General features: G+C 46.4%; 16 protein-coding genes. 3 read left to right on the top strand and 13 right to left on the bottom strand.

Annotation, left to right across the window (positions count from 1 at the left end):
* Both HY200_05535 and HY200_05540 read left to right on the top strand, forming a co-directional pair.
* A partial coding sequence (locus HY200_05535) for a glycosyltransferase (protein MBI3594403.1) occupies positions 1–731 on the top strand: 731 nt, incomplete at its 5' end.
* Entirely contained in the window at positions 715–2,490 is a 1,776-nt protein-coding gene (locus HY200_05540; protein MBI3594404.1) for a tetratricopeptide repeat protein, read from the top strand. The genes HY200_05535 and HY200_05540, both read left to right, overlap by 17 nt.
* On the opposite strand, the gene HY200_05545 is transcribed toward HY200_05540, so the two are convergent.
* From HY200_05545 to HY200_05580, 8 genes are all read right to left on the bottom strand, one after another.
* Positions 2,484–4,949 carry an EAL domain-containing protein gene (locus HY200_05545; GenBank protein MBI3594405.1) on the bottom strand — a complete coding sequence of 822 codons (2,466 nt, stop codon included), beginning with the start codon at positions 4,947–4,949 and terminating at the stop codon, positions 2,484–2,486. The two genes, HY200_05540 and HY200_05545, sit on opposite strands and share 7 nt — an antisense overlap.
* A gap of 124 nt (positions 4,950–5,073) precedes the next feature.
* Entirely contained in the window at positions 5,074–5,553 is a 480-nt protein-coding gene (locus tag HY200_05550) for a hypothetical protein (protein ID MBI3594406.1), read from the bottom strand.
* Positions 5,554–5,750: 197 nt separating this feature from the next.
* A complete protein-coding gene (locus tag HY200_05555) occupies positions 5,751–6,149 on the bottom strand; it encodes a F0F1 ATP synthase subunit epsilon (protein MBI3594407.1) in 399 nt (132 codons plus the stop codon).
* A 24-nt stretch (positions 6,150–6,173) separates the two neighbouring features.
* Positions 6,174–7,595, bottom strand: coding sequence for a F0F1 ATP synthase subunit beta (gene atpD / locus HY200_05560; protein MBI3594408.1), 1,422 nt, complete (start codon positions 7,593–7,595; stop codon positions 6,174–6,176).
* Between the two features lie 18 nt (positions 7,596–7,613).
* Positions 7,614–8,477, bottom strand: coding sequence for an ATP synthase F1 subunit gamma (gene atpG, locus HY200_05565; protein ID MBI3594409.1), 864 nt, complete (start codon positions 8,475–8,477; stop codon positions 7,614–7,616).
* 143 nt (positions 8,478–8,620) lie between these two features.
* The gene (locus HY200_05570) at positions 8,621–10,129 is read right to left on the bottom strand and encodes a F0F1 ATP synthase subunit alpha (protein ID MBI3594410.1); all 1,509 of its coding nucleotides are present in this window, start codon (positions 10,127–10,129) and stop codon (positions 8,621–8,623) included.
* Positions 10,130–10,203: 74 nt separating this feature from the next.
* On the bottom strand, positions 10,204–10,776 hold the full coding sequence (atpH, locus tag HY200_05575) for an ATP synthase F1 subunit delta (protein MBI3594411.1): 573 nt from the start codon (positions 10,774–10,776) through the stop codon (positions 10,204–10,206).
* Between the two features lie 79 nt (positions 10,777–10,855).
* A complete protein-coding gene (locus tag HY200_05580) occupies positions 10,856–11,593 on the bottom strand; it encodes a hypothetical protein (GenBank protein MBI3594412.1) in 738 nt (245 codons plus the stop codon).
* Between the two features lie 133 nt (positions 11,594–11,726).
* Between HY200_05580 and HY200_05585 the strand changes: the two genes are divergently transcribed.
* Positions 11,727–12,323, top strand: a complete 597-nt coding sequence (locus HY200_05585) for a hypothetical protein (protein MBI3594413.1) — start codon at positions 11,727–11,729, stop codon at positions 12,321–12,323.
* A 14-nt stretch (positions 12,324–12,337) separates the two neighbouring features.
* Here the strand turns inward: HY200_05585 and HY200_05590 are convergent, their stop codons facing one another.
* The 5 genes from HY200_05590 to HY200_05610 all read right to left on the bottom strand — a co-directional run.
* Entirely contained in the window at positions 12,338–12,796 is a 459-nt protein-coding gene (locus HY200_05590) for a hypothetical protein (protein ID MBI3594414.1), read from the bottom strand.
* A 54-nt stretch (positions 12,797–12,850) separates the two neighbouring features.
* Positions 12,851–13,393: a hypothetical protein gene (locus tag HY200_05595; protein ID MBI3594415.1), complete on the bottom strand. Its 543-nt coding sequence runs from the start codon at positions 13,391–13,393 to the stop codon at positions 12,851–12,853.
* Between the two features lie 25 nt (positions 13,394–13,418).
* Positions 13,419–13,883, bottom strand: a complete 465-nt coding sequence (locus HY200_05600; protein MBI3594416.1) for a cytochrome C — start codon at positions 13,881–13,883, stop codon at positions 13,419–13,421.
* The gene (locus HY200_05605; protein ID MBI3594417.1) at positions 13,856–14,827 is read right to left on the bottom strand and encodes a metallophosphoesterase; all 972 of its coding nucleotides are present in this window, start codon (positions 14,825–14,827) and stop codon (positions 13,856–13,858) included. Before HY200_05605 ends, HY200_05600 begins: the two co-directional genes overlap by 28 nt.
* Positions 14,824–15,058, bottom strand: a 235-nt coding sequence (locus HY200_05610) for an oligoendopeptidase F (protein MBI3594418.1), incomplete at its 5' end; no start/stop codon positions are given. The genes HY200_05610 and HY200_05605, both read right to left, overlap by 4 nt.

The raw sequence follows: 15,058 nt of genomic DNA on the forward strand, positions 1-15,058 counted from the left end.
GCGGAGCCACACTGACCGGAATTCAACATGCCTTATCCGAAAAAGCCGAAATTATCGTCAAGATGGATGGAGATGGACAGATGGATCCGGCCTATCTCCCGGCGCTTCTGGATCCCATCATCGAGGAAGGCTATTCCTATACAAAAGGGAACCGGTTCCTCCACAGTAAAGAGCTGGCACAGATGCCTTTCCTGAGAAGATGGGGAAATTTTTGTTTGACCTTTCTGACGAAAATGACCTCTGGCTACTGGCATATCTTTGATCCGCAAAACGGGTATTGGGCAATCCGGAAAACGGATCTCGAGGTTCTCAACCTGGACATGATACACCGCAGATTTTTTCTGGAAAATGACATGCTGGTCCAATTGAATATTTATAATCTGCGGGTCAAGGATATCGCCATCCCCGCCCGATACGGAAATGAAAAATCTTCCATGAGACTTATGAAAATCATCATTTCCTTTCCCTATTATCTCTTTAACCGCTTTTGGTACCGTTTTTATCAGAAATATATTCTTCGCGATTTTTCGCCTATTGCCCTGTTTTTCCTTTCCGGGCTTCCACTTTTTGCCTGGGGACTGGGATTCGGTCTTTATATCTGGTCTAAATCCATTCTGACCAACACCGTCGCCACTACAGGAACCGTGATGCTAAGCGTTCTTCCCTTTATTATCGGATTTGAATTGATTCTACAGGGTGTTATTCTCGATATTCATGAAACACCCCGATAATCTCTATTCAAATATTTCCGGTCAATACCTCTTCTTTCTTACGTCCTTCATCCTCCTGGTCACCGGTCTGCTGATTTACTCCAATATTTTTTCAAATGGATTTCATCTTGACGATTTTCACACCGTGATGTTTAACAGCCACCTTCATTCTCTGAAAAATATTCCCTCTTTTTTCCTAAACGGAAGTGGCTTCAGCGGTTCTCATTCAGTCAGGGGATACCGGCCCGTCACGGTCACTCTCAATGCCCTTAATTATGCCATTTCCCAGACCCGTCCTCCCCTCTATCATCTGATTAATCTGACAATTCACCTCTTCACCGCTATCCTGGTCTCCCGGCTTGCTTTTGTACTATCCGGAATCCCGTTCGTCAGTCTCCTGTCGGGTCTGATATTTCTGGTTCATCCTTTAAATACCGAGGCAGTCAATTATATTTCAGCCCGCTCATCCACTTTATCTGCGCTTTTTTATATCGGATCGTTTCTGGCATTTCTTGAATTCCGAAAAAAAGATAATGCTCAATGGCTCTTTCTTTCTCTGTTCCTTTTAATTATTTCTCTATTAAGCAAAGAGATCTCGATCACTTTTCCCCTGGTGATCATCGCTTATGATGCCTTTTTTTCTTCACGCCTCCCCTTGTCGAAGAAATTTCAGACGGGAATCCTCTATCTCATTCCTGTGATAGTCTATCTTATCGTCCGCCTTGAGTTCATGTCTCTCCATTCGGGCATCCCTTCCGAATCGTCAACCCTTGTGAGAGGGAGTCTTTTTTTCGATCAAATGACGTTGGTCTTTGCGGGAAGCCTCTTCCTGGCTACCCACTCCCTTTTACTCTATTTCTACCCGCACCCTCTTATATTTGATCGACCCTTTCCCATTCCGCAGTTCGATAGGAGTTCGGTATGGTTTCTTCTTTTCTGGTGCGCGCTTTTCATTTGGATCCTCCTCTGCCAAAAAGAGAAGCGGGTGCCCTTTCTCGTGGCCTGGTTCATCCTGACGCTTTCTCCACTATTCTACCTGCCGACAGTCTCCTCTCTCTCCCTGTTCCAGGAGAACAGAAGCTACCTGTCGGGAACCGGCATCGTTATTCTGATGGCTCTGGGAACGTATAAAATCACTCACCATTTTCAGACTGTTATTTCTGGTCCTTTCCGATGGCTCCCTTCTATTCTCATCCTCCTGGTTCTCACTCTCTTTTCGCTTAACAGTTATTATCGAAATCAAATCTGGAAAAGTGAAGTGACACTATGGTCGGATACGCTTGAAAAAAACCCCGATTCTTTTATCGGCACATTTTCTCTCGGATATGGCTATCTCACAGAAGGTCAATTTGAAAAGGCGTCATTTTATTTTAATCAATCGCTTAAACGTTCTCCCCCGAAGGAATACCTTTATTACATCCACAATAATCTTGGGACTGTTTATGAATACCGGGCAGACGAAGAGATGGCTCTCGACGAATACCGGATGGCCGAGAAACTCGGCCCCCGACTGCCGGAAGCCCACTTGAATTTAGGCCGAATCTATTTAAACCGGGGAAACTACGGGGACGCCGCCAGGGAAATGGAAACCGCTATCGACATGGATTTTGACCATCTCAAGCAGAGAGTCGATGCGGCCATAAAATTGGAGAGGTTGGGCGCAAGTCAAGAGGCGTTTGAATTATTTCGAACATTGGCAAAAGTCATGCCGGACACTTCGGAATATGACCTTTTACGGAATCTTGTCAATCAACATGAGACAAACGAAAAGCGTTATTGATGCATGTAGGCTTCGAGAGATTTTTTTCCATTCAGGAGCGTTCTGAATTCCGACGAAGGTACCGGTTTGCAAAAAAGGTACCCTTGTAAAAAATCGCACTGAAGAGAACGGAGACATTCCAGTTGCTCTCGTGTCTCAACCCCCTCTGCTACCACTTGCAATTTTAAACTGTGAGCCATGGCAATGACGGCCGTTGTAATCGCCCGGTCGTCCGGATCCTGGATAATGTCTTTTATAAATGAACGATCTATTTTCAAGGTATCAATCGAAAATCTCTTCAGATAACTGAGCGAGGAATATCCGGTTCCAAAATCGTCTATCGAAAACCGGATGCCATTTTGATTCAAAAGATGCAAGGTCTCCCTTGTTTTTTCCAGATTGTGCATCAAGCTCGATTCCGTAATTTCAAGTTCCAGGAATACCGGATTCAATTTCGATTTTCGGATTATTTCCTTGACGGTTTCAACAAATCTCGGGTCCTGAAACTGCCGGACCGAGATGTTTACCGACATCCTGATCGGCGAGAGGCCGGACTGCTGCCACTCCTGATTCTGCCTGCATGCGGTCTGAAGGACCCATTCCCCTATGGGGAGAATTAATCCGGTTTCTTCAGCCAGGCCAATGAACTTATCGGGAGGGATTCTCCCCAGCGTCGGATGATTCCAGCGAACCAGCGCCTCTGCCGCAACGATTTTTCCGCTGGAGGTCTCGACGATAGGCTGATAATGAAGCTCGAGTTCTTCTTTTTCTATTGCTCTCCTAAGTCCGGTCTCAAGCTCCAGCCGTTCGAGCGCCGTATTATTCATATCCCGGGTATAAAATTGATAAGTATTTCTCCCTCTTTCTTTGGCACGGTACATGGCAATGTCGGCATTCTTGAGAAGCGTCTCGATATCTTCACCGTCGTAAGGATAGAGAGTCAGACCGATACTTGCAGTAATAAAAATTTCGTGACCGGCGATCTGAAACGGATTGACCGACAAGACAGTTAACAATTTTTCGGCAACCAGCGCTGCATCCCGGGCATGACCAATATTCGTCAGTACGATCGTGAATTCGTCACCACCCAGCCGTGTCACCGTGTCGGTTTCTCGGCCGGCGACTAGAAGTTTCGAGATCGCCTGAAGAAGTTTATCTCCCACGGGATGACCCAGGGTATCGTTAATCGTTTTAAATCGGTCGATATCCAGAAAGAGAACTCCCACCAGCTTCTGGCTCCGTTTGGCCTGTGACAGAGCCTGATTTAATCGATCCATGAAAAGGAGCCTGTTGGGCAGATTCGTTAAAACATCATAATTGGCCAGATGACTTAACCGGATCTCAGCTAACTTTCTTTCAGTAATATCGGTTATTTTACTGACATAGAACCTTTTGCCCCCTTTTTGAATGCCAACAATATCTGCAGTGACGGTGATTACTTCACCGGTTCTTTTCTGTTGCCGTAATTCTTTAATAAAATAGCCTTCTTCCTTAACCAGTTGTCCAAAAAGGGTTTCCTGGGCGTTCCGTTCGTCGGGAATAGCCAGGTCATAGAGATTCATTTTCTTAAATTCATTCAAGGTATAACCGTAAAATTCACAGGCATAGGGATTTGCATCCACGAATTTCAGGCTTTCTTCGAATACATAAACCGGATGATTGGCATCGTCATAAAGGGCTCTGAATAATTCTTCGGAATCTTTAAGCTCGGCTTCCGTCCGCTGATGTTTCTCCTCGAGCTGTCGGACCATCGAACTCATCTGATCAACCAGGATATTATACGATTGCGCTACATGACCTAACTCGTCATTGGACTGGACCTCTAACTTCTCGGAAAAATTCCCCTCCGAAAGTTTTTTAAATTTGACAACAAGATTGTGGAGGACATCTCTGATTTTTCGGCTGATCGCCAGAGTCGAAATCATGGCAATGGTGGTCAAAACAATCGCAAGATAAAAGAGATTAAAAAAACTCTTCAGAATTTTACTTTCACTCTCTTTTAAGGAAAGGTCCAGTCGAATCCAACCGTTGATTTTACCCTTTAGAAACATCGGTTCAAGTATGGCCAGAAAATTATTACCTTCGACATCCTGGTAATAGTGAAGGGTTTCTCTTCCGGCTTTAAGGGCATCTTTAAAAAAAGGATCTGCGTTCTGGAGATCCCCTATTTTTGCGGTCTCATTGGCAGCGGTCACCATACCGGAATCGTCGATGATCCAAACCTGATAGACACCCGGCAACCTGGCAAAATCAGGAAGCGCCTCCTGGATCAAATACAGGTTATTGATCATGGCCTCAGTCCCTTCCAGTGACAAACTGGCCGCCAGGGACCGGGCTTTAGATTCGGTCTCTTCCCGAATAATTCTCCGGTCCTGTTTGAAAACATAATAGGTGTTGACCATCATTGTCGTAATAATGAGAAAGGCAACGAGGAGCCAAAATTTGGTTTGAATAGAGATGAAAAAGGGTTTCCTGGCCATCCGTCCACTCTTTTTATTAACATTGACTGAAAACTTCTATTTAAGTATATCATTTTTCAGGAAAATGTCCTTCCTTTCACGGGTAAAACCTGGGTGTTTCGGGCAAGGATTCTGTCGTGCAGTATTAAGACTGGGGAGGGATTGAACCGGTGCGGGCGATATGAAAATTAGGATGATATTCATGCTGGGCTATCCGGAGGAGAAGATGACGGATTCTGGGGTGATAGATATGGGCCTGTATCTCTTTATTGAAATTATAGATATCAGCGATGATTGGCTCTTCATTTTCCAAGATAATGTAGAAGAGATAGTCGGAAAAAGGGTATTTTTGACTGGAAGCAAAAAATCGAAAGAAAATCCCACCTGGGCGAATAATCAACACTTTTCGAGTCAGGGCCACCGATGAGAGTATATTTCTTGAGAAACCTTCAATAGGGATCATCAAAATGATAAAGGAAAGGATACCCCCGATCAGATAGCTCTCCCGATCTTCCTCATAGGCGGGTAGAACGCCAAGAATCACCAACGAGAGGGGAAAAATGAGAACAAAGAAACTGAAAATGAGGAAGACCCGACGGTACCAGCGAGGATGCTGATACTCCATTAACCCTGTCCGTCGATAACAGGCCAGTTGCTTCGTTCTCGTCGCTCAGCAAGACTCACGTACTGACTCTGTACGCTCTGTTTGCCTCGCTCCTGCGGATTGCGACCTACAGCCAGAAATTTCAATGGCGGAAATCCTCGGCAGGGGATAACTGACCTGTTCTCAACGTCCATATTTTTCAAATATCTGTTGTAGAATTACTTGGTTTTCTCGGCGATTTGTTTTCGAACGATCGCTTTTTCAAGGCTGGTTCTGGCTTCATCCAGAAGATTCAGATTGTCTCCCGCGGAGAGAATCTTTTCCTCGGCTCTGGCAATAGCTTCCTCCACTTTGATAAGATCAATTTCTTCTGGTTTTTCAGCGAGTTCGGCAAGAATGATGACTTTATTCTGGTAAACCTGTGCAAACCCCCAGTTAATGACCAGGTAATGGGTTTGATCCCCCTTTCGATAGCTTAACTCCCCGATTCGAAGCGTTGAAAAGAAAGGGGCATGGTCAACCAACACTCCAAAATCACCCAGGGTGCCGGGGGCAATGATTTCGTCAACCTCTTCGCTGATAATCAACCTTTCCGGTGTGACGACATCAAGTTGGATTTTCACGCGGATCTCCCATGCAAGCTATTTCTTTTGTGCCATTTTGGCGGCTTTTTCTACCGCCTCTTCGATAACGCCTACCAGGTAAAACGCCTGTTCGGGAAGATCGTCATACTTCCCTTCTATCAGTTCTTTAAAGCTTCGAACGGTATCTTTCAGTTTGACATATCGGCCGGGAGATCCGGTAAATTGTTCGGCAACATGGAACGGCTGCGAAAGAAATTTTTGGATTTTTCTCGCCCGGGTTACCGTTAATTTGTCATCTTCTGAAAGTTCATCCATTCCCAAAATGGCGATAATATCCTGGAGTTCTTTGTATCTCTGGAGAATCGCCTGAACGGAACGTGCAACTTTATAATGCTCCTCTCCGACGATTTTCGGATCAAGAACTCTGGATGTTGAATCAAGCGGATCCACGGCCGGATAAATACCGAGTTCAGCCAGCTGACGTGACAATACTGTGGTCGCGTCAAGATGGGCAAATGCAGTAGCCGGTGCCGGATCCGTTAAATCATCCGCAGGCACATAGACAGCCTGAACTGAAGTAATGGAGCCTTTTTTGGTCGTGGTAATTCTTTCCTGAAGCGCACCCATTTCTCCGGCAAGCGTTGGCTGATAACCCACGGCGGAAGGCATTCTCCCGAGAAGGGCTGAAACTTCGGATCCTGCCTGGGTAAATCTGAAAATATTATCCACAAAGAGAAGCACATCCTGATTCTCTTCATCTCTGAAATATTCTGCCATCGTGAGGCCCGAAAGTCCCACTCTCAGCCTGGCGCCAGGGGGTTCATTCATCTGGCCATAAACAAGTGCGGTCTTTTCCAGGACACCCGATTCTTTCATCTCGATCCAGAGATCGTTCCCTTCACGCGTCCGTTCTCCTACCCCCGCGAAAACGGAAAATCCTCCATGCTCCGTCGCGCAATTGTGGATCAGCTCTTGAATCAAAACGGTTTTCCCCACTCCTGCTCCTCCGAACAGTCCGGTTTTTCCCCCTTTCGCATAGGGCTCCAGTAAATCAATGACTTTAATCCCGGTTTCAAAGATTTCGGTTGTCGTGCTCTGTTCTTCAAACGAGGGGGCCGCGCGGTGAATGGGTAGCCGCTTTTTTGCAAGCACGGGTCCCATTTGATCCACGGGATCACCAACGACGTTGAGAATTCGGCCAAGGGCTTCTTTCCCTACCGGCATTGAAATGGGAGCGCCTAAATCCTCCACTTTCATGCCGCGGACCAAACCATCCGTCGTGGACATGGCAATCGTCCGAACCCGGTTTTCGCCAAGATGCTGTGCCACTTCCAAAATCACTTTAATCTCTTCAGTCTGACTCGCCGGGTCTGCCGGAACTTGAATCTTGAGTGCATTATAAATGGTGGGAAGATCACCCCCGGGAAATTCGATATCCACAACGGGACCGATCACCTGGACTACTTTTCCAATACCCATACTTTTATTTTCTCCTTGCTATTTTAAAGCTTCCGATCCGCCGACGATATCCATCAACTCCTTCGTAATCGTCGCCTGGCGAGTCTTGTTGTAAACCAGCGTCAATTTGTAGATGACCTCTTTCGCATTCCTCGTTGCAGAGTCCATGGCCATCATTCTTGAACCCTGTTCACTTGCGGCCGACTCGAGAAGGCCCCTGAAAATCTGAATTTCGACATGCCTGGGCAGGAGCGTTTCAAGAACTTCCTCCTCATCAGGCTCATAAATAAAAGATCCTTCATTCTCAATTTCTTCCTGCTTGAAATCTCCGATGGGGAAAAGTTTCTCCGTAACAATTCGGGTCTGGATCGCTGAGCGAAATTCTCCATAGACCATATGAACTTCATCAAATGAACCCTTGAGATATGATTCGACCAGATCTTTCCCGATCTCGGCGGCATTTTCGTACTGGACTTTATCGGATATTCCTGTCCATTCCTTTCGAATGTTGAATCCGCGCCGCTTAAAAAAATCTCGCCCTTTTCTACCGACCACATTGATGGTCAGTTCCGGCGTTTTTTCCCTCAAGGTTTGAATGGACTCCATGGCTCGACGTAAAATATTGGTATTAAATCCTCCGCATAAGCCCCGGTCCGAAGTCATGACGACCACTTCAATTTTCTTGACCGAACGCTTCTGGAGGAGAGGGTGATATTCCCGGTTGGTCCTTGCACCCAGGGCCCCGAGCATTTCTGCCATTTTTTTCGCATAGGGACGCGCTGTCAGAACTCTTTCCTGGGCCCGTCTGAGTTTTGAGGCCGACACCAATTTCATGGCCTTGGTAATTTTTTGAGTGTTTTTAACGGAGCCGATACGACGCCGAATGTGTTGTAAACTTGGCATTATCTATTTCTGATTCTTGATAAGAGACCACCTGCTGTGTTCTCGAATATCGACTTCCTCAACGTACCCGTTTCGTACGCCTCCGTCGCCTCTATTCTGCGGCCTGGCATCTGGCCTCTTCTGAAGAATCAGTCCTGTTTTGGTTACGGTTGGAAACTCTTTTTAAATTCCTCAATGGCCGACTTCAATTTTTGGGTCATCTCGGGATCAAACGCCTTCTTCTTGGCCAGCTCGTCTCTGAGACTTTTTTGCTTTGACTCAATATAAACGATCAACTCCTCTTCAAAAAAACGGATCTTATCTACCGGCACTTCATCCAGATAACCATTTACCCCTGCAAAGAGAATAATGACCTGCATTTCCGCGGCCAGAGGTCTGTATTGATTCTGTTTCAGGAGCTCAACCATCCGTACGCCGCGGGCCAGCTGTGCCTGAGTCGCTTTATCGAGGTCCGATCCGAACTGGGCAAAAGCCGCCATCTCCCGATACTGGGCCAGATCCAGACGAAGCGTCCCGGAAACCTGTTTCATTGCTTTAATTTGCGCTGATCCCCCGACACGGGAGACGGAAAGTCCCACATTGATCGCCGGCCGAATGCCCGAATAAAAAAGATCCGAAGCAAGAAAAATCTGGCCATCGGTAATTGAAATCACGTTGGTCGGAATATACGCTGAGACGTCGCCTGCTTGTGTTTCAATAATCGGAAGTGCCGTGAGAGAACCTCCCCCTTTTTCCTGGCTTAGTTTGGCCGCCCGCTCCAGCAGTCGGGAATGGAGATAAAAAACATCTCCGGGATAAGCTTCGCGCCCCGGAGGACGTCTCAATAACAGGGAGAGCTGCCGGTAAGCCACTGCATGCTTGGAAAGATCATCATAAATGATCAATGCATGGCGCCCGCTATCTCTGAAATATTCGCCCATCGTGGCCCCGCTGTACGGCGCCAGAAACTGAAGGGATGCTGGATCGCTGGCGCTTGCAGTGACGACAATCGTGTATTCCATTGCACCGGCATCTTCGAGGGTTTTCACGACCCGGGCAACTGTGGATTTTTTTTGTCCGATGGCCACATAAATACAGACCATATCCTGCCCTTTTTGATTGATGATGGTATCGACTGCAATGGCCGTTTTACCTGTCTGCCGGTCGCCAATAATGAGCTCCCTCTGTCCTCTTCCAATGGGAATCATCGCATCAATCGCCTTGATTCCGGTCTGCATGGGCTCCCGGACAGATTGCCGGTCGACAATCCCGGGGGCTATCACTTCAATCTTTCCACGCGCCTTGGCATTCAAGGGACCCTTTCCGTCCAGCGGCTCCCCGATAGGATTCAGAACCCGGCCCATTAAAGATTCTCCCACGGGAATTTCGGCAATACGCCCGGTCCTTTTGACTTTGTCCCCCTCTTTTATCTTTTGATCATCCCCGAGAATGACCACGCCGACATTGTCTTCTTCGAGATTAAGAACGACACCGAAAATTCCTTTAGAAAAATCGACAAGTTCTCCCGCCATTGCTTTTTCAAGTCCGTAGATCTTCGCAATACCGTCTCCCACCTGCAGGACTGATCCGACTTCAGCGATATCCACCGCTCCGTCAAAATCTTTGATCTGTTGTTTAATGATTTCTGTTATTTCTTCAGCTCTTATTTGCATGAATCACTCCCACATTGCCGTTTCACCCCAGTTCAAGGCGAAATTCGGGTTTCCCTCTTTTATAAAAACCTGTCTTATTCCATTAAATTATGCCTGAGTCGGCTGAGTTTCATTTGAAGGGTTCCATCAAATATTTTCGATCCGATCTGCACGCTCATGCCTCCCAGAATTTCGGGAGATACTTTAACAGTAAGCTGAATTTTTTGTTGAAACAGACGTTCGAATTTTTGAGCAAAACCATCTCTTTCATTCTCCAAAAGAGAAACCGGGACGGTCAGGAGAACAGGGGTCGTTCTGGAGAGTTCATTCTTCAATCGTTCCAATTCAGCCACTATTTCGGGAAGAAAGAGCAACCGGCTCTTCTTGACCAGCAAGGTCAGAAGACTTTTCATAGGGTTGGCGTAATCCGCTGGTATTTTCTCCCCAAACGGTCTATCGATCAGGCTTTTCAAAATCATTTTTTTGTCCTCAATACCAAACGAGGGACTGTAAAGAACATTTTTCAAAGAAGAATTGCCCCGGATCCCCTCGGAAATGGCTTTCAGCCTTTCGAGACACGACAGCAATACGTCGTCGCGCCGGGTCTGATGATAAATCAGTTCGAAAAGAGCTTTAGCGTATCGTTTCGCGAGCGTGTTGTTTCGCATGATCTTTCCAAGATGAATTTAATCAGAATTAAATTGGGAAAACTAGCATGATTGAGAGCCAAAAGTCAACTCTTAGTCGTCATTCCTGGTCATCATACTTCCAGTTTTTCGTAAAGGGAACGCGGGAAGGATTGGCTTTTACGGTTAAAACCTCAACGAACCCGATTTCTTCGCTATTCCTAAGCCCAAAATCAACCCAAAGTTCGTCATTTTCGATCATCTGACTCTGGAGTTTTCCGAAAGGGGTTTCCTTAAGCGAGTCGCCTGGAACAAGGATAAATCGAAGCCTTTTCACTTTGCCTTCTTCGATCCATTCCATCTTCTGGTTCACATATCTCTTTATGACCTGGTCAAGTTTTAAGGCCTCCGGAACCAGTTCAAAATGGATACCGAAAGCCTGCTCTTTAAAATCGAGATTTGTATAGGTCAGTGAGACAAAGGCATATCCCTTCCAGTGATCGACCGAAAACATTGCGGAAGAATAAGATTTTGTTTCCTCCTTTTCCGCATGGGTCCAATCTGAAAGCGCCGCCAGATGGATCTGCTCAGTCGTTGAAAATCCCTTCGAGCGGTAATAAGGGGTCAATAGCTTTTCTTGTGCCCACTGTGTCCATTCCCTGACATTTTTTAATTTCTGATTTTCCCCAAACCGGGTTAAGACTTCTCCTGAGTTCTCCCAATCTGAAAATTCTGCCCCATAACCTTCTTGAAAAGCAGAAAAAAGGAGCATGATTAAAAATATCCGGCAAACCGCTCTCATCGCCGACATTTTCTTCCTCTTACCGGAAGTCAAGATGACTGCCCACTTTTCGTCCATTTATTATCTTTAATCCCAAGATGCTCACGTATTAAAGTGAATAAAATCAATGTATTAAGATTAGACTCCGTTTGGCCTGCAAATTGCATTTTAAAGTGACCGATACCTGTCGTTAACAGGGCTAAGGACTCTCGTGCTTAACAATCCCACCATTGAAAATAATAGCCTTATCAAGATTTATAGCCTGAAAAATCGTGCCGCGTCGGCCATCGGCATCCTTGCTTCAATTGTTCTGACCCTTTTTCTCGTCACCAATCTTTCTCATACCAGAATTGTCAACCCACCTTTTCCACTTTCAACTTTTCAACCCATTCATCACCTGACCTCGGGCAAACTCGCTTTCACGTTATTTGGCATTCTTTCGGCGCTCAGCATCCTCCTGTTTTCTTATTTTCCAAACGTGGTGATGACGGAGCAAGGAATTAAGCTCGGCTGGAAATTCGGGGGTAAATTCGGACTGACCTACCGGCATCGTATTTCCTGGAATCAAATTGCCCAGGTGGATTCAGGAGGATCTCGAATGATTCAATGGTCCCCGAATACGTTTATCATCTACCATACCGGGAAAGTTCCGGTAGGCCGGTCATCAGACCTGGAGAATGCGGTTATTTCAACCGGACTCGGCCTGAATAACTATTGTCGTATCCTAAACCAGGTCATTCAAAAAGCACCTCAAGCTAAAACCGATCCCCTGACTCTCCGCCTGATCAAGCAGTGTCACAACGGTTAGGCTTTCAGCATCCTTTAGTTCGCGGTCACCCATAAATAACCGAGTAAAATAATCAAACCGCCATGTAATATTGGAAAAATCAGAAAACCGGGATCAAATCCGCGTACTCGCCATGTTTCAGGATAAAATCCTTTTGAGGCTTCCATGATGCCATTTTCAAAAAATCCCATCTGTTCTTCCAGACTGATCAACATCCGTTTGGCCTGTTCATGTCGGGATTTATGCTGGTAGAGGTGGTAACAGATACCCAATTCAAAAATAACTGCCGAAGCGATCATCGGGAAAAAGGCGGATCTCAGAATGACACCGTTCGATCTTAACCAGCCTCCAATAAAAATCAAGGTCAAAAAAAGCGCCGAAGAGAGCGATGCCACCTTTAGAATCTGGTCGCGCCGGTGATAAACCTCCCGTTTAAACAGGGGATAGAGAACCTTGAAAATCTCAATCTTTTCCTCCCGGCTAAATGAACTCATTTTTTAAAATTATCATTTTAAATCAAGAAAAACAAGGAGAGATATCCCGTCTGTTCAAGGGGGATGCGCGGAAATGAGAGGGGCCGGCACAAGATGTATCCAGAAATTGTACCGGGGAATGTGAGCAGATCCAACAGGGGGAAAAGGCGTGTTGTAGGCAATTGCGTTCGAGTAAGACATTTCCGCTGAATATTTCCTGTTTTTTGAAATCATCTTGTAAAGGTCGTAATTTCTGCTTTCCGTCTGATTTGTCGTTTTGGAGACGGTCTCCCATTGTTCTTTCAGGCAATCTGAAACTGAATGAAACTCCTGCTCCGTTATCTCCGACAAAATCGTCTCCTGAAGGCTCACAAGACCTGATTTCCCTTTCTCAAACAGAACAATCAGATTCCCTTTTAATTTTAGACCGTCAGTCAGAGAATTAACCTCGGCGGCCGCCCAGTAGTACTGAATTTTTTTTCCGTGAAGAACCTCGTGAACATCCGACTTTAAGTTTGCCGGTGGGCCATAGGCTTCCAGGTACTCTTCCACACCCGCACCGGGAAACGCCCGGGTGGTTTCCGGCAATTCGATTAAAAAGAATAAAAGAAATCCCAATACCCATTTCATCACGGCAATTTTGTCAGGGAGAGGGAAATCCCGGCTCCAGCGACTCTCCCCTGTTTTGAAAGACCATATAGGCCTCGAGCGCAGTTAATTCCTTACTCCCAAGCTCATAGGCTTTCCCCTGAAGCGGGATGACCACGCACCAATTGATAAACTGCTGGGCCGAAACCACAGACCCCATCTGTGATTTAAACTTGGGAAAGGTTTCAGGATGGGTCGCGGCCGCGTCGGGATGACAATGGTTGCAAGACATGCCATTTGATCCGAGATTGCGGTCATACCAGAGTTTTTCTCCAAGGGCCACAGCGGCAGAAAAGGATCGTTTCTCTTTTCTCACCAGGTCCTCCCGGAAAACCGGACCTTGAGCCTCTTTTCTTTGTTCCGCCCCTTCTCCAAGGAGATCGATTGGAGACAGGAAGGCCGTAAGGATGAAAACACCCATCATTTGACAGATCATCCTTCGGGCGGATTGAGGGTCCACTCTACATCCTCCTGCCGAATTTGTGTCTGATTCCCCTCCACCTTTCCCCATCCCAGGCCATCGTAAAAATTCGCCGGACTGGGTCTTGGCATCCTGGGGCTCCCATTGGGCACGCCGGTCTCGGGGTAGGGATAGGGCCAGGAAGTCGCTAATGTAGAATAAAATTGAATGTGATCAATTTCGTTTCGAACCACCTGGTGTACATGCCCGTGAAAGACCGAAACCTGTTTAAAAGGTTTCAACAAGCGGTGTGCTTCCGGAGCGTCTTCGACCCAGAAGTTCCATTTTCGATAATAATGATAAAGTGGGGGGTGAATAAAGAGAAGTACGGGTGTCTGACGATCCACTCCTGAGAGTTCGTTTTCAAGCCAATGAAGCTGTTCATTTCCAATTCGAAAAGGACCCGGCGTCCTGTTTAAAGTCCCGGCGACTTCCATGCGTTCTTCCGGGGTGAGCCCTTTTTCCGTCCAAAAATCTTCTAAATGGATCCCGTTCAAGAGGACGCAGAGATAGCCTTTATGATGAAAAGCGAAAGGGAGTTTTTCCTTCATGACATGGGTCTCGTAACTTTTTCCCATATCAAAATACCAGTCATGTTCGCCCGGGAGAAAATAGGTTTTCGGAATTAAACCGGAGATCATTTTCGAAAAACGGATCATTTGTTCTGGCGTGCCGTCATGAACTGCGTCTCCCATATATACGACAAAGTCCGGAAGGGGTTTGAGTCGATTGATTTCATGGATCGCCATTTCGAGGCGATTCTCGAGACGGGAGTTCCGGGATCCCATGAGATGGCTGTCTCCCAAAAGAGCAAATCGAAAGGATACGTCAGAGGCCAGGGCGCGAGAAATGTCCCCCGGCCATCCTTTTATGCCGGGAGCTAAAACCAGGCTAGCTCCTGCAAGCAACGAGGTTTGAATAAAACGTCTGCGCGTAATATTCACGGAAGCTTCTCCGCCAGTTTCTCCGCTTCCTGTACCATTCCGCTTAATATTTCAATTCCTCCCTCCCAAAACGATTTCTGGGAAAGATCGATATTAAAATCGTGCAGGAGCTCCTGCGGACTTTGAGATCCTCCTGAACTAAGAAGTCTGAGGTATTTTAAAACAAAATTTTCAGGATCCTTGAGATAAGCACGATAAAGAGAAAGGACGAGCAGTTCCCCAAATGCGTAA

It is taken from the genome of Nitrospirota bacterium (assembly GCA_016194305.1).
Classification (GTDB): Bacteria; Nitrospirota; Nitrospiria; order JACQBW01; family JACQBW01; genus JACQBW01.